Below are 23,593 nucleotides of genomic sequence, written 5' to 3' on the forward strand. Positions count from 1 at the left end.
CAAAAGCGGTGCATGAATCGCACCTACCTGCGATTATCGGTTCGCTTCACCGAACCTCCACATCGTGCCACGCAGGTGAAGCAACCGGGACCAGGCGATCTGAGCCCTATCCTTGTCCCGGCAAGGCCACGGATGGCTTGAACCAGCGCCCTCCGGGGCATCAGGCCGACACCCGGCCCCCGTAGCTCAGTGGATAGAGCAGGCGCCTTCTAAGCGCTTGGCCGCAGGTTCGAGTCCTGCCGGGGGCGCACAACCGCACAACTGCGAGGCCCTCCTCCGGGAGGGCCTTTCCGCACAGGCCACAGCACCGTAGCGAGTGCTGCGTAGCGACCGCGTAAGCGCCGGACCGCCCCCGGTCGCTTCCCGGCGCATCTGGCAGGCCGCCCCGGCTCGATGCGCTTCCTCCGATCGGGCAAGTGGCTCGGCGACAGGGGCTACGACTCCGACGCCCACCGCGACGAGCTGCGCCAGCGGCGGATCCTGCCCGGCATCTCCCCCAAGGGATCACCAAACATCGGGGACCGGGCAAGGTCCGCCACGTTGTCCATGTACAGCGTCTACGGGAAACGACATCACCGGACAGCCCTGGCCGCAGGACTCACCTTCACCCTGTGGGCCACCTGGTTCCCGAATCGGGCTCGGACCTGCTTGTGGGCCAGACGTCCCCTGTCGGCTCGGGCTCAGTGATCACATCCCAGCCACAGGGCGATCGCCCCACCCTTGAGTGCCGTGGCGGACAGCCCTCGGGCACGGCGGTCCTCTCCCCCGGAGGCACAACTATCGACGCCAGAAGGACCGAATGGAACGGTGATGGCCCTGGCGCTCCGCCCGCTCAGCAGGTTCAGATTCAAAAATTTCCGACCCGGCGCGGCCGGCATCACGCCGCTGGCTCTTGGCGGGTTCACTCACTCCAGGGTTCCTATTGCGCTTCCTGTCACGCCCATCGGGTTCTATACCCGGGGCCCTGACGTTGTCCAGGAGAAACTGACCTTGTGCGTCGACAGTACGGGTCACGCCTTCCTGCAGGATACCGAAAGCGATGGCCCATGCGATTATCTGGGACGGGGTATCAAGTGCTGTCAATCCAGGGAAGAATCTTCCGCTGATCAACAGAGTGCCCACCACAGCGGTGAGCGCTCCGACCGGCAGCCTCAAGAAGAGCAGGCTGGATGCTACGTGGAACGGCCCTGAGGTTCCTCGGACTTTTCGAAGCGAAACCGCACCAGCCACGGCTGCTGCGAGCATTCCGGCGAACTCGATAAACCATACTCCTTGCCAGGTCGGTTTATCTCCCAAGGGACAAATGGTCAACGGCGCGTTTTGCACCGTGTCATCCGGGGGGAAACAGAAGCGCGCACCGACGGCAGGCCAGAAGAGCGCAAAAATAGCAAATCCGACAGCGATCAGCGACATCACAATCGTTGCCGCACACACAATATAGGTAAAGCTGCGGACCCTCGCTCGTTCTATTTCTTCCGCCTGGTACGCGGCATGCAGGGCGCTGACGGCCAACTCCCGGCTTCCCTCGGCCAGCGGCAAGTATTCGCCACGCGACGAAAAAGAAACAGCCTCGAGGCGCTGCAATCGCAGATCCTTCTCATGCAGATGCAAGCGGGCCTGAGCCAGAACATGGAGACCTTGCCATTGCAACTCATCCTGCGGGACGATGCGCAGTATGGTGACCTCAGCCTCGTGCATGTTCGCCAAAGCACGATCTGATGCCCTGCCATTGAGTTGTGAAAACCTTCCACTGCTCTTCAGGGACTCTCTTGCCGCATGGAGTTGGGCATTTGCTTTGTCCACGAGTTCAGAGTCAGGCGAATGTGGGGCACATTGTTTTTTGAACCGGTTTATCTGACTCTGCAGGTCTGCGACGTGAGCCAACATGCGCTGACACCACGAGGGTGCCTTGAGTCCTGCAACATCTCCGTCGCTGTCCACCATAGGTGGACCTCCTCATCGCCCGCAGAAAAGCTTCAACTGCAAGTGTGAGCACACGCAGGATTTGCTCGCAATTTGGTGGAGTTGCGGATCGCCACCGCTCTTGGGGTCCGGAACCGGCCCCGTACCGCGCGCTTCGAGTGCGACCAGTACGGAGACTTCCAGGTCGCGGGAAATCAGGTCATCGGCAAGGCATTCCTGATCCCGTCCCTTCGTGACGGTCCGTCGGATTTTCGGCGGGCCGCTTCGCTGCTGTTCGAGCTGCGCAAACGCCGCCCGGCATACGGTCTGCCGAGACGCTGCTCGAAAAGAGCCCGAAGTGCACCCGGTTGCGGGCAGGATGCCGCTCGACGTCCCGGCCCGTCGGTCGAGGCGACGCCGGATCGCTCCGTGTGCCCGCCGTTCCCGACTTGCCGAAGAGGCGCGCATGGGATTGTTTCGAAGGTGGGAGCGCGCGTGCGTGTTCCGCTCCCACCTCTCGGTTGGAGGTGAACCACCGTGCTGTTCACCGACCGCACGGATGCCGGGCGGAGGCTCGCCGTGGCGCTGCGGCACCTGGAACGGCGTGACCCCGTCGTCCTCGGGCTGCCGCGTGGCGGGGTGCCGGTGGCCTACGAGGTGGCGCAGGCACTCCGGGCACCGCTCGATGTGATCGTGGTCCGCAAGCTGGGGGTTCCGTACCGCCCGGAGCTGGGTTTCGGTGCCATCGGCGAGGGCGGGGTGCGGGTCATCAGTGACGAGATCGTGCGCCATGCCGGGGTCCGGGAGAAGGATCTCCTGGCCGTCGAGCGCGCCGAGGAGGCAGAGCTCCTGCGCCGTGCGCGGGCCTACCGGGAGGGCCGGCCGCGCCTGCCGCTGGAGGGGCGCACGGCGGTCGTGGTGGACGACGGTGTCGCCACCGGAGCCACCGCGAAGGCCGCCTGCCAGGTGGTGCGCGCGCAGGGTGCGGCCCATGTCGTACTGGCCGTGCCGGTCGCGTCGCCGGATGTCGCCGCCAGGCTGCGCGAGGACGTCGACGAGGTCGTGTGCCTCTCCACTCCGAGCCTCTTCTCCGCCGTGGGCGAGTGGTACCGGGACTTCTCCCAGACCTCCGACGAGGAGGTCGTCTCCCTGCTGGCGCGGGCTTTCGCGGGTGTCGTCACGGCCGAGGAGGTCGAGGTGGACGCGGGCGGGGTCCCGCTCTCGGGGGATCTGGTACTTCCCTCGGGCACCGGAGCGGTCGTGGTGTTCGCCCACGGCTCGGGCAGCAGCCGCCACAGCCCGCGCAACCGCGCCGTGGCCACGGTGCTGAACCGCGCCGGCCTGGGCACCCTGCTCTTCGACCTGCTCACGCCCGGGGAGGAGGTCTACCGCGCCAACGTCTTCGACATCGGTCTGCTGGCCGGGCGGCTGGCGGGCGCCACCTCCTGGCTGAGGCGCCGCACCTCCCTCCCCGTCGGCTCCTTCGGGGCGAGTACGGGGGCGGCGGCGGCGCTGCGGGCCGCCGCGGCGGCGGACTCGGGTGTCGGCGCCGTGGTCTCCCGCGGCGGGCGCCCCGATCTGGCCGGGGCCGATCTGTCCGCAGTGCGCGCACCCACCCTGCTCATCGTGGGCGGCGACGACACGACGGTGATCGACCTCAACCGGCAGGCACAGGCAGCGCTGCACTGCGAGAACCGGCTTGAGGTCGTCCCGGGTGCGACCCATCTCTTCGAGGAGCCGGGCACCCTGGACCAGGTCGCGGACCTGGCCCGGGACTGGTTCACCTCCCACCTGATGCCGGCGGCCGGCTGAGGCGCAGGGGCACCTTCCGGATCCCGGGACGGGCCACCTCCCGGCAGGCAGGGACTCGCCGCCCTTCCCGGGAGTATCGTCCGGCGACCGCGCGGCGGCGCCCCGCAGCGATCCGGGCTCGGCCCACACGCACAGGCACAGGCACAGGCCCATGCATGAATCGATTCAAGTGGCGTGAAGATAGTGGCCCGCCACGATGACTGTCAAGAGTGCCCACCCACTCTCCGCACCCAGGTCGCACATCACCCCTCTTCTTGGAACTGCTCGCCATCAACCCATTGACTGCGCCCGCAATCCCCGTTTAGCTACCGAGCAACCTCATTGAAACCTTTCACGGCGGGTGGTGCGGAGCAGTCCCACCGCCGAGGAGCTCCCATGAACCAGTCCGCTCCGGACCCGGCCCCGGTCCTGGCTCTGAAGGGCGTGAGCAAGTCCTTCGGTGCCGTACGGGCCCTTCAGGACGTGTCCCTGCAGTTGCTCCCCGGCGAGGCCCACGCACTCGCGGGTGAGAACGGCGCGGGCAAGTCGACCCTGATCAAGGCCCTCGCCGGTGTGCACCGCCCGGACAGCGGCGAGGTGCTGCTCGACGGCCGGCCCGTCACCTTCCACGGCCCGGCGGACGCCCGCGACGCCGGTATCGCCGTCATCTACCAGGAGCCGACGCTCTTCCCTGATCTCTCCATCGCCGAGAACATCTTCATGGGCCGTCAGCCCCGGCGCTCCCTGGGCAGGATCGACCGCCGGGCCGTGCACGGGACGACCGCCGGCCTGATGCGGAGGCTCGGGGTCGACCTGGCACCGGACCGGCCCGCCCGCGGGCTGTCGATCGCCGACCAGCAGATCGTCGAGATCGCCAAGGCGCTCTCCTTCGACGCCCGCGTCCTGATCATGGACGAACCCACGGCAGCCCTGACCGGCAGCGAGACCGCCCGGCTCTTCTCCGTCGTGCGCGCGCTGCGCGCCGAGGGGGCGGCGGTGCTGTTCATCTCGCACCGCCTGGACGAGATCTTCGAGTTGTGCCAGCGCGTCACGATCCTGCGCGACGGCCGGTGGATCTCCTCCGAACCGCTGGACGGGCTCACCGAGGACGACCTGGTGCGCAGGATGGTCGGCCGCGACCTCGGCGACCTCTATCCCAAACAGGACGCCGAGGTCGGCGAAGTCGCCCTGTCGGTGCGCCGGCTGACCCGCGAGGGTGTCTTCCGCGACGTGTCCTTCGACGTGCGCCGCGGCGAGATCGTCGCGCTCGCCGGACTGGTCGGCGCCGGGCGCACGGAGGTCGCCCAGGCGGTCTTCGGCGTCGACCGCGCCGACGCGGGCGAGGTCAGGGTCGCGGGCACGGTGCTGCGCCCCGGTTCACCGACCGCCGCGATGGACGCCGGACTCGCCCTCGTGCCCGAGGACCGACGCCAGCGCGGGCTGGTCATGGATATGTCGATCGAGCGCAACATCGGCCTCACCGGCCTGGGCGAGGTCCGCAAGCGAGGTCTCGTCAGCCGGGCGCTGGAACACGACCGGGCCGCCGACTGGGCGGTGCGCCTCCAGCTCAAGTACAACCGGCTGGCCGACACCGTGGGCGTGCTGTCCGGCGGCAACCAGCAGAAGGTCGTGCTGGCGAAGTGGCTGGCGACCGGCCCCGCCGTACTGATCGTCGACGAACCGACCCGCGGGATCGACGTCGGCACCAAGGCCGAGGTCCACCGGCTGCTCTCCTCGCTCGCAGCGGACGGCCTCGCCGTTCTGATGATCTCCTCCGATCTGCCCGAGGTCATCGGCATGGCGGACCGCGTGCTGGTGATGCACGAAGGCCGGCTCGTCGCCGAGATCCCGCGCGAGAGTGCCACCGAGGAGTCGGTCATGGCCGCGGCCACCGGACGCAATGAGAGGGCAGCGGCATGACCACCACCATCGAGAGCCCTCCGGACACCGCGAAAGCGCCGGAGCGGAGCGCCTCCTCGCTCGTGGACGCCGTCTTCCGGGCACGTGAGATCTCCATCGCCGGGGCGCTGGCCCTGCTGATCCTCGGCACCTACCTCGCCAACCCGCTCTTCCTGTCCGACCAGGGCGTCAAGGACCTGCTACTCAACGCGTCCATCCTGGTGCTGCTCGCGGTCGGCCAGTCAGCCGTCGTGATCACCCGCAACATCGACCTGTCCGTGGGCTCAGTCGTCGGCCTGTCCGCTTTCGCCTGCGGCAAGTTCGTCGCGGGGAGCGACCACGGCGTGCTGACGGTGACGGTGCTCGGCATCGCCATCGGCGTCGTCTGCGGCCTGGTCTCCGGAGCCCTCGTCAGCTTCGGCAGGGTCCCGGCGCTCGTCGTGACCCTGGGCATGCTCTACATCATCCAGGGCGTCGACTACTGGTGGGCGCAGGGCGAGCAGATCAGCGCCTCGGACGTGCCGGACGCGGTCCTGGGTCTGGGCAGCGGCAGCATCCTCGGAGTCCCGTACCTGCCGCTGATCGCGCTCGTCCTGCTCGCGGCGACCGCGTACTTCCTGCGCAGCTACCGGTCGGGGCGCGAGCTGTACGCCATCGGGTCGAGCCCCGAGGCCGCCCGGCTCGCCGGTATACCGATCCGCCGCCGGGTGCTCGCCGCGTACGCCTTCTCCGGAGCCGTCGCCGGCTTCGCCGGGGCCCTGTGGCTGGCCCGCTTCGGCACCGTCGTCGCGGACAACGCCCACGGCTGGGAACTGACCGTCGTCAGCGCCGTGGTCGTCGGCGGTGTCGCCATCACCGGCGGAACCGGCACCGTGTGGGGCGCCGCGCTCGGTGCCCTGCTGCTCACCACCATCGGCAGCGTCCTGGTCGTCCTGAAGGTGGACTCCTTCTGGCAGGGCGCCATCACCGGTGCGCTCCTCCTGCTGGCCATCAGCGTCGACCGGATCGTGAACCTGCGGATGACCGCCGCACTGAGGAAGAGGAACGCCCGTCATGACCACGGCGCCTGACACGAAGACGGCTCCCGGGCCGCGGGCCGGAACGAAACCCTCTCCCGTGCGCGGCCTGGCGCTGCGCTGGGACACCGCTGTCGGTGTCCTGCTGGTGGCGGTGCTGGTCGTCGGTCTCGGGAGCACCGAGGGCTTCGGGTCGACCGAGAACCTCGCGTTCGCCTTCAACGACATCGCCGAAGTCGCCCTCATCGCACTGCCGATGACCCTCCTGGTGGTCGCCGGGCAGGTCGACCTGTCCGTCGCCTCCATGCTGGGCCTGGGCAGCGCGCTGACGGGTGCGCTGTGGGAGGCGGGCTGGGCCTTCGAGATGATCGTGCCGGCCGTGCTGCTGGTGGGCGTCGCCGGAGGCCTCCTCAACGGCTGGCTGGTCACCAAGGTGGGCCTGCCGTCCCTGGCCGTCACGATCGGCACCCTGGCGCTCTACCGGGGTCTTGCCTCGGTGGCCCTCGGCAGCGACGCCGTGACGGACTTCCCGCAGGTCTACGCGGACTGGGCCGTCGACACCACGACCGTCCCCGGCACCTTCCTCACCTACCCGGTGCTGCTCTTCATCGTCCTGGCCGCGGTCACGGCGGTCGTGCTGCACGCCACCGGGCTCGGCCGCTCGCTCTTCGCGATCGGCGCCCAGGAGGAGGCCGCGTACTTCGCCGGGATCCGGGTCAAGCGGATCAAGCTGCTGCTCTTCGTCGTGACCGGGCTGTTCTCCGCCTTCGCGGGGATCGTCTTCACCCTCCGGTACGGAAGTGCCCGTGCGGACAACGGGCTCGGCTTCGAGATGCTCGTCATCGCGTCGGTGCTGCTCGGCGGCATCGACTTCGACGGCGGGAAGGGCACGCTCTTCGGCGCGGTCGCCGGTGTGCTGCTGATCGGCCTCCTCAAGAACCTGCTCACGCTCAACGACATCGCCAACGAGGTGCAGGTCATCGTGACCGGACTGCTCCTGGTGGCGTCCGTCCTGACCCCACGGGTCGTCGCGACGGTCGTCGAACGACGGCACAGGCGCGCCGCGCGCACACCCCCGTCGTCATAACGCCCCTTCCGCCGTACCTCTCCGAAAGGCACACGCCGCCATGATGCTCCGCAATGCCGCCGGGCGCCGCGCCGTCGCGACCGCCGCAACCGCCGTCTCCCTCGCCCTCGCCCTCACCGCCTGTTCCGGCACCACGAAGAGCAGCGAGGGGAGCGGGAGCGCGAAGGCCGGCAGCTCCGCGAAGGCCGACCCGGACGCACCGCTGAAGAAGGGCCTGAAGCTCGCCTTCCTGCCCAAGCAGATCAACAACCCGTACGAGAAGATCGTCGACGAGGCGGGCATCGCGGCGGCGAAGGAGTACGGCGGCACGGGCAAGGAGGTCGGCCCGTCCGACGCCAACGCCTCCTCGCAGGTCAGCTACATCAACACGCTGATCCAGCAGCGCCAGGACGCGATCCTCATCGCGGCGAACGACCCGAACGCGGTGTGCGGCCCGCTCAAGCAGGCCATGAAGAAGGACATCAAGGTCGTCGCCTACGACTCGGACACGGCGAAGGACTGCCGTCAGCTCTTCATCAACCAGGCCGGCTCGGAGGAGATCGGCCGCAGCCTGGTCCAGCACCTCGGCGAGCAGATCGGCTACAAGGGCAAGGTCGCGATCCTGTCGGCCACGCAGAACGCGACGAACCAGAACACCTGGATCGAGTTCATGAAGGAGGAGCTGAAGCTCCCCGAGTACAAGGGGATGGAGCTGGTCAAGGTGGCGTACGGCGACGACGCGGACCAGAAGTCCTTCCAGCAGACACAGGGCCTCATGCAGGCCTATCCCGACCTCAAGGGCATCATCTCCCCCACGACCGTCGGCATCGCGGCCGCGGCCCGCTACCTGAGCGACTCCTCCTACAAGGGCAAGGTCGTGCTGAACGGGCTCGGCACGCCGAACCAGATGCGCAAGTACGTGAAGGACGGCACGGTCGAGCAGTTCTCGCTCTGGAACCCGGAGGAGCTCGGCTACCTCGGCTCGTACGCGGCCGCGGCGCTGGCGTCGGGCCAGATCTCCGGCGCGGAGGGCGAGAAGTTCAAGGCGGGCAAGCTCGGCGAGTACACGATCGGCAAGGACGGCGAGGTCATCCTCGGCGAGCCGACCGTCTTCGACTCCGGGAACATCGACACGTTCGACTTCTGATCGGAGCCGGTTCCATGCAGCGCGTCTGCTTTCTGCTGAAGGTCCGCGAGGACCGCAAGGACGAGTACCGCGAGCGTCATGCCGCGGTGTGGCCGGACATGCTCGCCGCGCTGTCGGAGGCGGGCTGGCACAACTACTCGCTGTTCCTGCGCGAGGACGGCCTGCTGGTCGGCTATCTGGAGACCGAGGACTTCGACGCGGCCCGGGACGCGATGGCGGCGACGGAGGTCAACGCACGGTGGCAGCGGGACATGGCCGGGTTCTTCGAGCAGTCGGAGGCCGCCGACGAGGCCATGGTCCCGCTGACCGAGGTGTTCCACCTGGCTTAGCGGGTGCCCGCGCCGTCGTCCGCCCCGGCCGTCTCGGCCGGCCGGGGCGGACGACGTTCAGGACACGGAGAGGGAACCCCGTACCTCCGGGTAGTCCACCTCGTCGGGGAGCCTGTGGCCGAGGGCGGTCAGCCGCGAGGCGACGTCCGCGGGACTCCGGCCCGTCAGGCTCGCGCTGCGCAGGACGTCCTCCAGGTGGACGTCGTCCAGGTACGACCGGTCGACGGCCTCCAGCAGCCGGATGTCCGCCTCGTCGGCGGACTCGGGCAGCTTCGCGTTCTCGTGCAGCCGGTGCCCCAGCTCGGTGAGTCTCGCGGCGATCCCGGCGGGGCTCCGGCCGGTGGCGAGGGCGGCGCGCAGGACGTGCCGCATCTGAAGTCCGACGACCGTGTTCCTCTGCAACCAGGGCCGGCAGCCGTCGAGTTCCTCGCTGAGGATGACGAGGTCGTCGTCCTGCGGGGACTCGGGGACCGATCCGGCCGGTTCCCCGACCCCGAGCACCTTCAGCCGGGCCACGATGTCCGCGGGGCGGCGTCCCGTCTCCCGTGCGACGGCGAGCACGTGCCCGAGGGGTGCTGACGAGTACCGGCCGGGATAGTGGGGGCGGTACGTCTCACCGAACCTGAGGATCTCCTCGTCGTCGGGTTCGGGGGTGTACGGCAGCCGGAGACCGAGGGCGGCCATCCGCCCGGCGGCGGCGTGCGGGCTGCAGGCCAGGTACTCGGCCGCTTCGAGCACATGGGCCGCGGACACCTCGTCGCCCCAGCCGAGCCAACTGCCGTCGCCCCTGCGGTCGGTGCGGATCAGCATCACGTCACGGGGGTTCGGCGTGCCGGGCAGCGGTCCGCTGCCGCCGAGCCGGTATCCGAGCGCGGTCAGCCGGCGCACGACGTCGGCGGGAGCGCGGCCCGCGTGTTCCGCCGCCTGGAGGACCTCGCGCAGGGACACGGGCTCACCGACGTCGATCCACTGCTGCGTGTACTTGTCGGGGCCCTCCCGCTTGACCAGCGAGGCGTCCTCCATACCGATGGAGTCGGGCCAGGGGATTCCGCACTGCTGGACATCGGTGTGTCCCAGGGTGGCCAGCCGTGCCACGAGGGCGGCCGGGGCGTGTCCCCGCACGGCCGCGGCGTACAGCACATGCGCGTAGGGCACCTGCCCGTCGGGTTTCAGCCAGGGCCGTCGGCCATTGAGGTACCGGCTGACCAGCAGGAGGTCGTCCGGGTCCTGGAACTCGGGGGTGTAGGGCATCGTGCGGGCCTTTCGACAGCGGCGGCGCCGGCGGGACGGGAAGGTGAGGGCCGGAGACCGGCGGGGCGTTCATTCGCCGACGGCGACGTACCGGTAGGACCCCGTTCCGAGTTCGGGGAACCTCTCGGCCTCCTCTTCCTTCCGCGCGGTGAGGTTCACCCGCACCCCCTGCGGCTCCAGCTCCGTCCAGACCCGCAGCATCATGTCCTGGCTGAGGAAGTGGTGCGAGAGGTCGAGCTCCCGCAGGTGGCCGAGCGGCTGGCCCGTCAGGAGAGCCTCCGCGCCCTCGTCGCCGAGGGTGCCCATCGACAGGCTCAGCGAGGTGAGTCCGCGTACGACCGGGGCAGAGGCCAGGGCCGCCGCCAACTCGTCCTGGTTCGGACCGTTCTGAATCCCCAGGTGGCGCAGGGCGGGTTTGCCGACGCCGGCGAGCAGGGGGGCCAGGTCCTCGGCCGTGGTGCCACCGCCGTAGTCCTCGTCTCCCAGCCACAGCTCCAGCCGTTCCAAGGAGGGCAGGGAAGCGGCCGCGATCTGGGCCGCCGCCCCGGACGGCAGCCCGCCGGACTCGACGCGCAGCACCCGCAGCCCTTCGTGGCCCGTCACGGGGAATCGCAGCCCGTCTCCCCCGCGCATGGCCAGCTCCCGCAGCCCGGGAAACGCCCCCAGCAGCTCCGCGAGATCGTCCAGAGCGATCGTGGAGATCATCGCCTCCTCGTCCTCCAGATCGCCGAGGAACAGTGCTTCGAGCCCGGTGAACCGGGCGGACAGATCGATCAGCTCACACAGACCGCTCCCGCCCTCGCTGTCGTACCAGGGGCTGGCGAGGACCAGGGCGCGTATCTTCCCCAGGTCGACCGACTCGGTGAAACGCTTCCAGTAGGACTCGGGGTCCTCGTCGGACGGATACGGACCGCAGTGGAGACGCCAGGCCACGGCTCCCGCGTCAGGCAGATCCGTAGGGTCCGCGTACGGCGGGAAGGTGAAGGCCGGCAGTTCGTGGAACCGCTCGACATGGTGGACGTAGGACAAGGGAGAACTCCTGACAGTCCGTTCGATGGCTGTTCGACGTGTTCTATCAGCCGCCACCGACAGGGCGGGCCCGGCGGGGGCTTCCCCCTGCCGGGCCCGGTCGGCCGTGTCAGAGCTCGCCCTCGCCCTCGTCGCCGGGTGGTTCGTCCCCGCCGCCGTTCTTGATCCGGTCGGCCTGTTCGATCATCATGGCGAGCTTCTCCACCGAGCTGTCCTCGGAGGAGGACGCCAGCTTCCTTGCCCGGGTGGCGAGTTCACCGAGCGGGGGCGTACCGGGGAGGTCTCCGCCGCGCAGGCTGTCCGCGAAGTACGCGGCGACCGCCGTCACCTGGAGCCGTGTGCCGGCGCCGTCCCAGAGCTTTCCGCCGAGCGCGCCGGTCTCCACCGATCCGGTCTCCTCATGGGCCTTCCGCGTCTTCGGGTCCAGCCAGCGCACGGTCGCCGTCGCCACGTGACCGGAGGCGCCCTCGCGGAGCCGGACGGCGTAGAGCGCGGTCACCGTGTGGCCGGGGCCCACCTCGCCGCCGTCGACGCTGTCGTCCCGGAAGTCCTCGTCGGCGACCTTGCGGTTCTCGTAACCGATCAGCTCGAACTGCTGGACCGTCTTGCGGTCGAAGGCCACCTGGGCCTTGGCGTCGCGGGCCCTGAGCTCGACGTGGGCGGGCAGCTGGTCGACGAACACCTTCCTGGCCTGGGTCTCGTCGGCGATGTAGGTGGTGTTGCCGTCGCCCCTGTTGGTGAGGCGTTCCATCAGCTCGTCGCCGTAGTCGCTGCCGACTCCGACGCCGAACAGGGTGATGCCGTACTCCTTGCGTGCGTCCCTGACGCGTTCCAGGATCGCGTCGGCGTCGGTCTCACCGGTGTTGGCGAGCGCGTCGGAGAGCAGGACAACACGGTTGTTGGCGCCCTTGCGACGGCCCTCGACCGCCTCTTCGTAGCCCTGCTCGATACCGGCCGCCACATTCGTGGAGTCGGCGGGCTCCATCTCCTCGATGGCGTCCCGTACCTTGGTGCGGTTGCCCTGGAGACGGGTCATCGGCAGCCGGGTCTCGGCCTCCTCGCTGAAGGTGACCAGGGATACGGAGTCGTCGTCGCGCAGTTCGTCGGCGAGGATCCCCAGCGAGGTCTTCGCCAGGTCGAGGCGGCCCGGTTCGGACATGGAACCGGAGATGTCGACGACGAAGGTCAGTGCGGCGGGCGGGCGTTCAGCGGTGTTCGAGGCGGCCCTGGTGGCCAGCCCCACCCGCACGAGCGACCAGTCGGCGGCGTCGGACCGGGCACCGTCGACACTCACCGCGAAGCCGTTGCCCTCCGGCCGCTCGTAGCCCTGGCGGAAGCTGTTGACGAACTCCTCCGGGCGCACCGTGTCCGCTGCCGGCAGCTGTCCGTCGCCCAGGGTGCGGCGCGCGTACCCGTAGCTGGCGGTGTCCACGTCGAGGGCGAAGGTCGACAGGTAGTCGGGTGCCGCGCTCTCCCTCGCGGCACCGTCCTTTGCCCGGCTCGCCCCGTCCTCCTGCTGCTGCTCAGGTGCGGCGGATCCGCCGGAGGGCTGCCTCCCCCCGGCAGGTCCGCCGCTGCCGGTGCCGCGGTCGAATCCGGAATCGCTGGTCGCATCCGGCCCACCGCAGCCGGTCATCAGGATCCCGCCCGCCAGGAGCAGCGCGAGCGCTCCCCGATACGTCCTTGCCCTGCGGTCCATCCGTACCCCCCACGTCGTAGACATCTGTGAATGTGACGTGCGAGGCGGCCGGGCGGAGTCGTCAGAAGCGTTGCGGAACCGTCTCGATGACGCAACGACGGACGGTGGCGCGGCGGAACATCAAGGTCAGGACACGATGTCCTTACGACTGAACCCGCGGAAGGCGAAAGCGAACAGGATCAGGGCATAGGTCACCGACACCGCGGCGCCCTTGACCATCCCGCCCCATTCGAGGTCGGGCTGGAGTGCGTCGGCCCAGGCAAACTGCCAGTGCGCGGGCAGGAACTCGCGCCACGTTCCGAGGGCCGTGACCGCGTCGAGGACATTGCCGACGATGGTCAGTCCGACCGCGCCGCCCACCGCGCCGAGCGGAGCGTCCGTCCTCGTCGACAACCAGAACGCCAGTCCGGCGGTGACGAGTTGGGAGACGAAGATGAACGCGACGACCAGCGCGAGACGCGGCACGGTGTCCGAGGTGGCGAGCGCGCCCCCGGTGGGGAGCTTCAGCGGCCCCCAGCCGTACGCCACGGCTCCCGCGCCCAGCGCGACGAGCGGCAGCAGCACCATCGCGGCGAGGCTGAAGCCGAGCGCCACGACGAGCTTGCTCCACAGCAGCCTGGAGCGCGGTACGGGCGCCGCGAGCAGGTAGCGCAGCGAGGACCAGCTGGCCTCGGAGGCCACGGTGTCCCCGCAGAACAGGGCGACCGGGACGACGAGCAGGAAGCCGGCGGAGACGAAGAGGCAGGTCGCCGCGAAATTCGCCGCGGACTCCGTCGCGACGTCCATGAGGTTGATCCGCGAGCCGCCTCCGCCGCCCCCTTCGCCGCCCGGCGTGCCGCCGACCGCGAAGGCGATGATCAGAATGAACGGCAGGGCTGCCAGCACCCCGCCCATGAGCAGCGTGCGGCGCCTGCGCAGCTGCCTCATCGCCTCCACACGCAGCGGCAGGGTGCGGCGGGCGTGGTAGCCGGGGGCTTCGGCCAGGGCCTGGATCTCTGTTGCGGAGCTCATGCGGATCCTTGGGAGATGAGGGTGAGGAAGGCGTCCTCCAGGCGGCGGTGCGGCCCGACGCCCGTCACCGGCACGTCGAGACGCACCAGATCGGCGACGAGCTGCGCCGCGGTGGCACCGTCGAGACGGACCAGCAGCCCGTGGCCGTCGTCCACGCGGGCGGCGGAGCCGACGCCCGGGAGGGCGGCCACCTTGTCCACGAGTGGTTCGGCCACCTCGGCGTCCGTGGTGACGAGCAGCATGTCGCCGGAGCCGGTGATCTCGGCGACCGGGCCGGCCTGGACGAGCTGCCCCCGGTCCATGACCACCAGGTGGGTGCAGGACTGCTCGACCTCGGAGAGGAGATGGCTGGAGACGATCACGGTCCGGCCCCCTGCCGCGTACCGGATCATCACGTCCCGCATCTCGCGGATCTGGGGCGGGTCGAGACCGTTGGTCGGTTCGTCGAGGATGAGGAGGTCCGGCATGCCGAGCATGGCCTGGGCGATGGCCAGACGCTGCCGCATCCCCTGGGAGTAGGTGCGCACCGCGCGGGCCAGGGCGTCGCCGAGTCCGGCGATCTCCAGGGCCTCGTCGATGTGGGCGTCCTCGGCGGGCCGCCCGGTGGCCTGCCAGTACAGCTCCAGGTTGGAGCGGCCCGAGAGGTGCGGGAGGAAGCCCGCGCCTTCGACGAAGGACCCCACGCGGGACAGTACGGGCGTCCCGGGGCGGATCGCGTGCCCGAAGACCCGGATCTCGCCGGCGTCGGGGGTGATGAGCCCCATCAGCATGCGCAGTGTGGTGGTCTTCCCGGCGCCGTTCGGTCCGAGGAGGCCGAGGACCTGCCCCTTCTCCACGCGGAAGCCGAGGTCGCGCACCGCGTACCGGTCGGTGGACTTGGCGTACTTCTTGGACAGGCCCGTGATCTGCAGCGGTACGCCGGTCAGCGCGGGGTCGGGGGCGGGAGTCACGGTACGCCGGCGTGCGGTGAGCAGGAGGGCGGCGGCGATGACGACCGCGGCTGCGGGGAGGCCCCACGTCCACCAGGGCAGGACGGCCGCCGCGGTCTTCACGGCGGGCGCCGTGGGAACGGTCAGTGCCCCGTCGAGGGAGACGGTGTACGTCGCGGGCTCGGCGGGTGAGGCGTAGGCGAGGTCGGTCGCGGAGAGGACGAGACGGAGCCGGTGCCCCGCGTCGACCTCGTGATCGACGGCGGGCAGGGTCAGCTCGACGGGCTTTCCCTGCTCGGCGGGGGTGAACCGGTAGGGGGAGACGAGCTGGGAGGGCAGCACCTGCTGCTTCCCGTCCGGCGAGACGTCGTAGACCTTGCCGAAGAGCACCGCGTCGCCCTGGTCCGCCTTCACGTTCACACGGACGGTGGGCGATCCGGTGACGTGCACGGCACGGTCCAGCGGCGCGGACTCGAAGCGGGCGTACTGCCCGGGGAAGTCGAGGGAGAGCCCGACGCCGAGCGAGGACAGCTGGGAGAGCCCGCCCCCGATGCCGGGTACGGCGGAGATGGAGGGCGGGTTGGCTCCGGCGGGGTTGTGGAAGGTCTGGGTCGGACCGACGGGGGGTACGTCCTGTCCGCCCCCCATGGCGGCGCCCTCACCGCCACCGGTGGCGGGCTGGTCCTGTCCGCCGCCGGTGGCGGGCTGGTCCTGTCCGCCGCCGGTGGCGGGCTGGTCCTGTCCGCCGCCGGTGGCGGGCTGGTCCTGCCCGCCCTTTGCCGGAGCGTCCTGGCCGCCGCCGGTGCCGGGGGTGTCCTGTCCGCCGCCCGCCGGGGGCTGCTGCCCGCCGCCGGTCAGCGTGATCTTCCGCCCGCCGCTGGTCAGCCCCGGGTACGTGGCGCTGCTCGCGCCGCGCTTCAGGGCGGCGCCGTCGGTGGAGTCGACGCCTCCGGTCCGGGTCACGCGGAAGCCCGGCCCGGTGTCGGCGCCCTTGTCCTCCTTCAGATACCGGTCGAACCAGTCACCGACCCGGCTCTCGACGCGATCGCCCTCGTCGTCCCCTCCGTCGTGCCCGCCCGCGATCCAGTCGACGGACACGGGTGCGCCGTTGGCCTTGATGGCCTTGGCCATGGCGTCGGCGTGACCGAGCGGGAAGAGCGAGTCGCTCTGCCCCTGCAGGATCAGCGCGGGTACGTCGATCCGGTCGGCCACGGCCTCGGGGGAACGTTCCGTCAGGAGTTCACGCGCGGCGGCGTCCGGCTTGCCGCTGACCGCGACCCGCTCGTACATCTCGCACAGCTGCTTCTGGAACCTCTCGCAGCCACCGCCCGAGCTGACGAAGATCCCGGACCAGAGCTTCTTGAACACCCCGTCGGGGAAGAGCGCGTCGGCGAGGTTCCAGTAGCTGATCACCGGTGCGATGGCGTCGACCCGCTCGTCGTGCCCGGCGGCGAGCAGCGACACGGCGCCGCCGTACGAGGCACCGGTGACGCCGACGCGCGGGTCGCCCTTCGCGTCGAGCTCCACCTCGGGGCGTTCCGCGAGCCAGTCGATGAGCCCGGACACGTCCTTGACCTCGCCGTCGGGGGCGTTGAGCGTGATCTCCCCCGTCGTCCTCCCGAATCCTCGGGCGGACCAGGTCATGACGGCGTACCCGTCGGCGGCCAGCTTCTCGGCCTGGGCTCGAACGTCGTTCTTGCTGCCGCCGAAGCCGTGCCCGATGAGGACGGCAGGCCGGGGCTGTGTGCCTCCGGACGTGAAGTACGAGGTGTCGACCGACACCCCGTTCATCTTCATCATCCGGTCCTGCCGGTGCACGGATGGGGCGCTGTCGTCGGCGGTAGCGGTCCAGGTACCGGCACCCGCGAGCACGGCGAGGGCGGCGACGACCGCGGCCCACCGGCCTCGGGTACGGGGCAGCCGGTGCCGCCACCGGGAAGTCGGGGTCTCCATGACTCGACCCTAAACGGAACGGCTCGGGGGCCGGGGTGCCCCCGGGGGGAGGTCCACGGCATCCCTGGGAGGTACGTCCGGCCCTCCCCGTACTCCGCATGCGGTACACCGACCTCGCGAAAGGGCACATACGTGCACATCCGCATCAGCCGCGGAGCTCCTCGCCGCCGCGCGCCTCACCGGCCGGCGGGCACCGGAACACCGAGGTCCGTGAGCGGCTCCTCGACGGGCAGGAGAGCGGATGCCCTGTCCGGCTCGCCCGCCCTGACCAGTGCGTGGATCTCCCGGGCGAGCGGAGTGACATCGGTGACGGAGACCAGCCACTCGTCGGCGTAGCGCCGTGCCGCCTCGCCGCTCAGTCCGAGCTGGAGGGAGCGGTACGGCAGCGGGTTCAGGTCGAGGTCGCGTTCCGGGTCCCACTGGACGCGGGTGGGACTGCGGCGCAGGCCGCGCTGCCAGGTGGCCCGGTCGGGGTGCACTCCCCGGACGTAGTGAGAGAGTTCGGCGCGCTCCAGGGCCCATGCGAAGCCCTCGCGGGTGATCTCGACGGCGAGCACGGTCTCCTGGCCCTCCTTGGTGCCCCAGCCGCAGCGGTACATCATCCACAGGAAGCTCGGTTTGATCCACGTCATGCGGTCGCGCTTCCAGGCGGCCGGAAAGCGGCCGTCACGGGCGGCCGGCAGGCCGATGGCCGGCTGATAGGCCTGGTACACCGTGACGGTGGTGTCCGTGTGCTGGGCGCGGATCTCGTGACGGGCCGGGGGGACGAGGGCGTTCATGCGCCCCAGAATGCGTGAACCGGCGCATCGCAGCACCTGGTTTTCGCTGAGCGGTACGGCCCGTCCCGACCTCGCCGACGTACGGGGACCGTGCGTCGGATCCGAACATGAGCCTCAATCAGACGTACGTCAGGTGGCGGTCCGTCCGACACAACACCACACAGACGGGACGGAGTTGGGGAGGCCGGGTCCATCGAAGTGTCGTTTCCGGCCACAAAGTCCACTGAATCGTCCTTGCCATTTGTGCACGTGTGACTGCGGCTGTGGTTTCGGCTGTGCCGCGCCTGCACCATGTACCGACGGGCCGCCCCGGAACGCTCGACCAGCACACCGGCCCGCCCGTCTCACATGACCCCCCATACGCAGGAGTCACCGTGCCCCACCTGTCCCGATCGAATCGTTCCGCACGCACGGCCCTGGCCACGGCGGTCGCCGGTGTCCTGACGGCCGGCGGTCTCCTGGTCTTCCCGTCCGGCGCCGTGGCCGCGCCGGAGCAGGCTGCGGCGACCCGGTCCGCCTCGGCCGGCGCCGAGGCGGCGAGCCTCACCCGGGACGAGGTCCTGCGCCGTGCGAAGACCTGGCTCACCGCCGACAACGGCTCCCAGGTGCCGTACAGCCAGGAATCGGTCTGGAAGGACGGGTACCGGCAGGACTGCTCGGGCTATGTCTCGATGACCCTCGGCCTGTGGAAGTCCGGCCCCAACACCGTAGAACTGGCGGGCAACCGGAGTCTGACGACCCCGATCGGAGTGAGTGAGCTCCTGCCGGGAGACCTGCTGATCGACGCGTCCGGCAGCAACACCACGCGCCACGTCGTGATATTCGCGGGCTGGACGAGTTCTGCCCACACCGCCTACCAGGCGTACGAGCAGCGTGGCGGGCACGGCACGGACCACCGCGTGCTGACCTACGGGCTCGGCGCGAACAGCGAGTACAAGCCGTACCGTCCGGTGAAGCTCGGTGGCGGCGGCGGTACCACTCCCACTCCACCGTCGTCGGGCTGGTCCACGCTCTCGCAGGGCAGCAGCGGCGCCAAGGTCGAAGCCGCGCAGTACCTGCTCACGAGCCACGGCTACGCGACCACCGCCGACGGCGTCTTCGGCTCGCTCACGGACTCCCGGGTGAAGGCGTTCCAGAAGGCCGAGGGCCTGGTGGCGGACGGGGTCATAGGCCCGCTGACCTGGTCGGCATTGGTCAGGACCGTCCAGGAGGGCTCCTCCGGCGCGTCCGTGCGCGCCGCCCAGACCGCGCTGAACGCCCGTGGCCACTCGCTCGTGGTCGACGGCGTGTTCGGTGGGCTCACCGACTCGGCGGCCCGGGCCTTCCAGCAGAAGAAGGGGCTGGTCGCGGACGGGGTGGTCGGCCCGAAGACCTGGCAGGCCCTGATGGGCAGCTGAGTCGGGACCGCCTGTGAACGGCCCGCCGGAGGCGGGCCGTTCACACGTGCGGGGCGGGAGGCCTCAGTGGTTGCGGGGGAAGCCGAGGTCCACGCCCGCCGGGGCGTCGGCGGGGTCGGGCCAGCGGGTGGTGACGACCTTGCCGCGCGTGTAGAAGTGCACGCCGTCGTTGCCGTAGATGTGGTGGTCGCCGAAGAGGGAGTCCTTCCAGCCGCCGAAGGAGTGGTAGCCGACGGGTACCGGGATCGGGACGTTGACGCCGACCATGCCGGCCTCGATCTCCAGCTGGAAGCGGCGGGCGGCGCCGCCGTCGCGGGTGAAGATCGCGGTGCCGTTGCCGAAGGGCGAGGCGTTCATCAGGGCGACGCCGTCCTCGTACGTGTCGACGCGCAGGACGCACAGGACCGGGCCGAAGATCTCGTCGCGATAGGCGTCGGAGTCGGTGGAGACGTTGTCCAGGAGGGACAGGCCGATCCAGTGGCCGTCCTCGAAGCCCTCGACCGTGTGGCCGGTGCCGTCGAGCACGACGTCGGCGCCCTGCGCCGCCGCGCCCGTGACGTAGGAGGCGACCTTGTCCCGGTGGGCGGCGGTGATCAGCGGGCCCATCTCGGAGGTGGGGTCCGTGCCGGGGCCGATCGTGATCTTCTCGGCGCGCTCGCGGATCTTCGCGACGAGTTCGTCCGCGACGGAACTCACGGCGACGACGGCCGAGATGGCCATGCAGCGCTCACCGGCGGAACCGTAGGCGGCCGAGACCGCCGCGTCGGCCGCGGCGTCCAGGTCGGCGTCCGGGAGCACCAGCATGTGGTTCTTCGCTCCGCCGAGTGCCTGCACGCGCTTCCCGTTGGCGGAGGCGGTGGCGTGGATGTACCGGGCGATGGGGGTGGAGCCGACGAAGGAGACGGCGGCGACGTCGGGGTGGGCGAGGAGCCCGTCCACGGCGACCTTGTCACCGTGCAGGACGTTCAGCACGCCGTCGGGCAGGCCCGCTTCGGCGGCCAGCTCGGCCAGCAGGTTGGCGGCCGACGGGTCCTTCTCGCTGGGCTTCAGGACGAAGGTGTTACCGCAGGCGATGGCCAGCGGGAACATCCACATCGGCACCATGGCGGGGAAGTTGAACGGCGTGATGCCCGCGACGACGCCGAGCGGCTGCCGGATCGAGGACACGTCGACCCGGCTGGAGACCTCGGTCGACAGCTCGCCCTTGAGCTGGGTGGTGATGCCGCAGGCCAGCTCGACGATCTCCAGGCCGCGGGCGACCTCACCGAGCGCGTCGGAGTGCACCTTGCCGTGCTCCGCGGTGATCAGCGCGGCGATCTCGTCCCGGTGGGCGTCGAGCAGGGCGCGGTAGCGGAAGAGGACCGCGGTGCGGGCGGAGAGCGAGGAGGTGCCCCACGTCTCGTACGCCGTCCTCGCGGCGGAGACCGCGGCGTCGACCTCCTCGGTGGAGGCGAGCGCCACCCGGGTCGTGACTGCGCCGGTCGCCGGGTCGGTGACCGGCCCGTGGTTGCCCGACGTGCCCTCGACGGTCCTGCCACCGATCCAGTGGTTGACGGTCTTCATGACGGGTGTCTCCTTCAGAGGTGGCGGCGTCGGGCTGCGGTCTGCCGGTCGTACTCTTCCCGGGCCTCGACCGCCGACGGGCGGGTCGCGGTTTCGGCTACGGGAACATCCCACCACGCCTGTGCCGGAGGGGGCCCCGACACTGTGTCTGCCGTTTCGGTCTCGACGTAGACACAAGTAGGACGGTCCGCTTCGCGTGCCTCGGCGAGGGCCCGGCGCAGCTCACCCACCGTCCCGGCGCGCAGCACCCGCATGCCGAGCGAGGCCGCGTTGGCGGCGAGGTCGACGGGCAGCGGGGGCCCGGTGAACGAGCCCTCGGCGGTGCGGTGCCGGTATGCGGTGCCGAAGCGTTCGGCGCCGACGGACTCGGAGAGGCCGCCGATGGACGCGTAGCCGTGGTTCTGCAGGACGATGAGCTTGACGGGCAGGCCCTCCTGCACGGCGGTGACGATCTCGGTGGGATTCATCAGATACGTGCCGTCGCCGACGAGGGCCCAGACGGGCCGGTCCGGTGCCGCGAGCTGGACCCCGAGGGCGGCGGGGATCTCGTATCCCATGCAGGAGTAGCCGTATTCGACGTGGTACTGGCGCGGGGAGCGGGCCCGCCACAGTTTGTGGAGGTCACCGGGGAGGGAGCCCGCCGCGTTGATCAGGACGTCGTCCTCCGTGACCAGCTCGTCCAGCAGTCCGAGTACCTGGGTCTGGGTGGGGCGGGCGTCCGGATCGGCGGTGGCGTAGGCGGCCTCGACGCGCTGCTCCCAGCGGTCCTTGGCGTCGGTGTACGCGCTCTCGTAGCCGGGTTCGACGCGGTGTCCGAGTGCGCCGAGTGCCTCGCCGAGTGCTCCGATCGCGGTGCGGGCGTCCGCGACGAGGGGGAGGGCGGAGAGCTTGTGGGCGTCGAATCCGGTGATGTTGAGGTTGAGGAAGCGGACGGCCGGGTCGGCGAAGAGGGTGCTGGAGGCGGTCGTGAAGTCGGTGTAGCGGGTGCCGATCCCGATGACCAGGTCGGCCTCGCGGGCCAGCGCGTCGGCCGTGGCGGTGCCGGTGTGGCCGATGCCGCCCACGTCGGCGGGGTGGTCGTGGCGCAGGGACCCCTTGCCGGCCTGGGTGGAGGCGACGGGGATGCGGGTGGCGGCGGCGAACGCGGCGAGAGCCTCCTCGGCGGCGCTGTGGTGGACTCCTCCGCCCGCGACGATCAGGGGCCGGCGTGCGCCGCGCACCGCGCGGACGGCCTGATCGAGTTCGTGACGGTCGGGGGCCGGCCTGCGTACGTTCCAGACGCGCGTCGCGAAGAACTCCGTCGGCCAGTCGTACGCCTCGGCCTGCACGTCCTGCGGCAGCGCGAGCGTGACGGCTCCGGTGTCCGCCGGGTCGGCGAGGGTGCGCATGGCCTGGAGGGCGGCCGGGATCAGCGCCTCGGGGCGGGTGATCCGGTCGAAGTAGCGGGACACGGGGCGCAGGCAGTCGTTGACCGACACGTCGCCCGCGTGCGGGACTTCGAGCTGCTGGAGCACCGGGTCGGCGGGCCGGGTCGCGAAGGTGTCTCCGGGCAGCAGCAGCACGGGCAGGTGGTTGACGGTCGCCAGCGCGGCTCCGGTGACGAGGTTGGTGGCACCGGGGCCGATGGAGGTGGTGACCGCGTGGGCGGAGAGCCGGTTCGACTGGCGGGCGTACCCGACGGCGGCGTGCACCATGGCCTGTTCGCTGCGGCCCTGGAGGTACGGCATCGCGGGGCCCGGTTCGACGAGTGCCTGTCCGATGCCCGCGACGTTGCCGTGGCCGAAGATGCCCCAGGTCGCGTTGATCAGACGGTGACGGCGGCCGTCGCGCTCGGTGTACTGGCGGGCGAGGAACGCGATGAGGGCCTGGGCCGTGGTGAGCCTGCGGGTGGGTGCGGCCTTGCCGGTGCTGCGGCGTGGTGTGGTCACCGGGCGGCCTCCGGACCGTGGAAGGGGAGTCGTGGGTCCGCGGGCTGCCCGGGCCATGTGTCGCGGATCCAGCGGTGGTCGGGGTGGTCACGGATGAGCCACTCGCGCTGTTCGCCCGGTCCGGCCATGACGTTCAGGTAGTACAGGGTGCGGCCGGGCGGTGCGATGGACGGGCCGTGCCAGCCGTCGGGGATGAGGACGGCGTCCCCCGTGGCGACTTCGGCCAGGACGTCCGTTCCGCCGTCGCGGGAGGGCGACACCCGGTGGTAGCCGAGGCCGTCGCCCTCGACCTCGAAGTAGTAGATCTCCTCGAGCACGGACTCGGTGCCGGGGTGGTGCTCGTCGTGCTTGTGCGGCGGGTACGAGGACCAGTTGCCGCCGGGGGTGAGGACCTCGACGGCGATGAGCCGGTCGCAGTCGAAGGTGTCGGCGGCGGCGAAGTTGTTCACCTGGCGCGAGCAGGTGCCGGCGCCGCGGATCTCGACCGGTACCTCCGGCGCGGGGCCGTAGCGAGCGGGGAGTCGTCGCTCGCACTTCGCTCCTGCCAGGGCGAAGCGGCCTCCTGCGCCGGAGGCGATCTGGGCGGTGGTGTCGCGTGGGAGATAGGCGAAATCGGTCACCGCGCTGAACACGTCTTTCCTGCCCAGCAGTTCGAAGATCTCACCTGCTGCACGCACCGTACAGCCACCGGACAACGGCAGGATGATCCATTCACTTTCCCCGGTTACGAGGGTATGAACACCTCCTGGCCCGAGCTCCAGGACGCGCAGACCCGACCGCTCCCATCCGGCCCGCTCCGGGTCGATGTCGAGGGCGTAGGGGCCGTGCGTGGCCTCACCGGCCTTGAGGTGGTACCTCTGCTGCTCGTCGCTCGTCTTCATGGCTCGATCCCTACCCGTCGTCC

General features: G+C 70.3%; 17 protein-coding genes and 1 tRNA gene. 8 read left to right on the top strand and 10 right to left on the bottom strand.

Annotated elements, in window-relative coordinates; translation table 11 throughout:
• The first annotated feature begins 175 nt into the window (after window positions 1-175).
• Window positions 176-248: transfer RNA gene (locus tag ABZ441_RS07160), tRNA-Arg, on the top strand.
• Between the two features lie 529 nt (window positions 249-777).
• Here the strand turns inward: ABZ441_RS07160 and ABZ441_RS07165 are convergent.
• Window positions 778-1,944 (bottom strand): hypothetical protein, encoded by a 1,167-nt coding sequence (locus ABZ441_RS07165; RefSeq protein ID WP_358969315.1) that lies wholly within the window; start codon window positions 1,942-1,944, stop codon window positions 778-780.
• 495 nt (window positions 1,945-2,439) lie between these two features.
• Here ABZ441_RS07165 and ABZ441_RS07170 point away from each other — a divergent pair, with 495 nt between their 5' ends.
• The 6 genes from ABZ441_RS07170 (at window position 2,440) to ABZ441_RS07195 (ending at window position 9,150) form a co-directional block, all read left to right on the top strand.
• A complete protein-coding gene (locus tag ABZ441_RS07170) occupies window positions 2,440-3,714 on the top strand; it encodes a phosphoribosyltransferase family protein (RefSeq protein ID WP_358969317.1) in 1,275 nt (424 codons plus the stop codon).
• A 375-nt stretch (window positions 3,715-4,089) separates the two neighbouring features.
• On the top strand, window positions 4,090-5,613 hold the full coding sequence (locus ABZ441_RS07175) for a sugar ABC transporter ATP-binding protein (RefSeq protein WP_358969319.1): 1,524 nt from the start codon (window positions 4,090-4,092) through the stop codon (window positions 5,611-5,613).
• Window positions 5,610-6,662: an ABC transporter permease gene (locus ABZ441_RS07180; protein ID WP_358969321.1), complete on the top strand. Its 1,053-nt coding sequence runs from the start codon at window positions 5,610-5,612 to the stop codon at window positions 6,660-6,662. Before ABZ441_RS07175 ends, ABZ441_RS07180 begins: the two co-directional genes overlap by 4 nt.
• Window positions 6,646-7,695 (top strand): ABC transporter permease, encoded by a 1,050-nt coding sequence (locus ABZ441_RS07185; RefSeq protein ID WP_358969323.1) that lies wholly within the window; start codon window positions 6,646-6,648, stop codon window positions 7,693-7,695. Before ABZ441_RS07180 ends, ABZ441_RS07185 begins: the two co-directional genes overlap by 17 nt.
• A 40-nt stretch (window positions 7,696-7,735) precedes the next feature.
• On the top strand, window positions 7,736-8,821 hold the full coding sequence (rhaS, locus tag ABZ441_RS07190; RefSeq protein WP_358969325.1) for a rhamnose ABC transporter substrate-binding protein: 1,086 nt from the start codon (window positions 7,736-7,738) through the stop codon (window positions 8,819-8,821).
• A 14-nt stretch (window positions 8,822-8,835) separates the two neighbouring features.
• Window positions 8,836-9,150, top strand: a complete 315-nt coding sequence (locus ABZ441_RS07195) for an L-rhamnose mutarotase (RefSeq protein WP_014156217.1) — start codon at window positions 8,836-8,838, stop codon at window positions 9,148-9,150.
• A gap of 57 nt (window positions 9,151-9,207) precedes the next feature.
• Here the strand turns inward: ABZ441_RS07195 and ABZ441_RS07200 are convergent, their stop codons facing one another.
• The 6 genes from ABZ441_RS07200 to ABZ441_RS07225 all read right to left on the bottom strand — a co-directional run bounded on the left by ABZ441_RS07200 (window position 9,208) and on the right by ABZ441_RS07225 (window position 17,801).
• The gene (locus ABZ441_RS07200; RefSeq protein ID WP_358969328.1) at window positions 9,208-10,401 is read right to left on the bottom strand and encodes a hypothetical protein; all 1,194 of its coding nucleotides are present in this window, start codon (window positions 10,399-10,401) and stop codon (window positions 9,208-9,210) included.
• A gap of 69 nt (window positions 10,402-10,470) precedes the next feature.
• A complete protein-coding gene (locus ABZ441_RS07205; RefSeq protein WP_358969330.1) occupies window positions 10,471-11,430 on the bottom strand; it encodes an STM4015 family protein in 960 nt (319 codons plus the stop codon).
• Window positions 11,431-11,539: 109 nt separating this feature from the next.
• On the bottom strand, window positions 11,540-13,129 hold the full coding sequence (locus tag ABZ441_RS07210) for a von Willebrand factor type A domain-containing protein (RefSeq protein ID WP_358969597.1): 1,590 nt from the start codon (window positions 13,127-13,129) through the stop codon (window positions 11,540-11,542).
• A 126-nt stretch (window positions 13,130-13,255) separates the two neighbouring features.
• Window positions 13,256-14,140, bottom strand: coding sequence for an ABC transporter permease (locus ABZ441_RS07215; protein WP_358969332.1), 885 nt, complete (start codon window positions 14,138-14,140; stop codon window positions 13,256-13,258).
• Window positions 14,137-17,022, bottom strand: a complete 2,886-nt coding sequence (locus ABZ441_RS07220; protein WP_358969334.1) for an alpha/beta fold hydrolase — start codon at window positions 17,020-17,022, stop codon at window positions 14,137-14,139. The genes ABZ441_RS07215 and ABZ441_RS07220 overlap by 4 nt, the downstream gene beginning before the upstream one ends.
• Before the next feature lie 176 nt (window positions 17,023-17,198).
• Complete coding sequence (locus tag ABZ441_RS07225) at window positions 17,199-17,801, bottom strand: DUF4291 domain-containing protein (RefSeq protein ID WP_358969336.1); 603 nt, start codon at window positions 17,799-17,801, stop codon at window positions 17,199-17,201.
• A 374-nt stretch (window positions 17,802-18,175) separates the two neighbouring features.
• Between ABZ441_RS07225 and ABZ441_RS07230 the strand changes: the two genes are divergently transcribed.
• Window positions 18,176-19,198 carry a peptidoglycan-binding protein gene (locus ABZ441_RS07230; protein WP_358969338.1) on the top strand — a complete coding sequence of 341 codons (1,023 nt, stop codon included), beginning with the start codon at window positions 18,176-18,178 and terminating at the stop codon, window positions 19,196-19,198.
• 63 nt (window positions 19,199-19,261) lie between these two features.
• Here ABZ441_RS07230 and ABZ441_RS07235 read toward each other — a convergent pair whose 3' ends face one another.
• The 3 genes from ABZ441_RS07235 to iolB are packed head-to-tail and all read right to left on the bottom strand — an operon-like array spanning window position 19,262 to window position 23,570.
• On the bottom strand, window positions 19,262-20,761 hold the full coding sequence (locus tag ABZ441_RS07235; protein ID WP_358969340.1) for a CoA-acylating methylmalonate-semialdehyde dehydrogenase: 1,500 nt from the start codon (window positions 20,759-20,761) through the stop codon (window positions 19,262-19,264).
• A gap of 14 nt (window positions 20,762-20,775) precedes the next feature.
• Window positions 20,776-22,689 carry a 3D-(3,5/4)-trihydroxycyclohexane-1,2-dione acylhydrolase (decyclizing) gene (gene iolD / locus ABZ441_RS07240; RefSeq protein ID WP_358969342.1) on the bottom strand — a complete coding sequence of 638 codons (1,914 nt, stop codon included), beginning with the start codon at window positions 22,687-22,689 and terminating at the stop codon, window positions 20,776-20,778.
• Window positions 22,686-23,570, bottom strand: coding sequence for a 5-deoxy-glucuronate isomerase (gene iolB / locus ABZ441_RS07245; RefSeq protein WP_358969344.1), 885 nt, complete (start codon window positions 23,568-23,570; stop codon window positions 22,686-22,688). Before iolB ends, iolD begins: the two co-directional genes overlap by 4 nt.
• Window positions 23,571-23,593: the final 23 nt, after the last annotated feature.

Source organism: Streptomyces sp. NPDC005752 (genome assembly GCF_040630715.1).
In the GTDB taxonomy this organism is placed as follows: domain Bacteria; phylum Actinomycetota; class Actinomycetes; order Streptomycetales; family Streptomycetaceae; genus Streptomyces.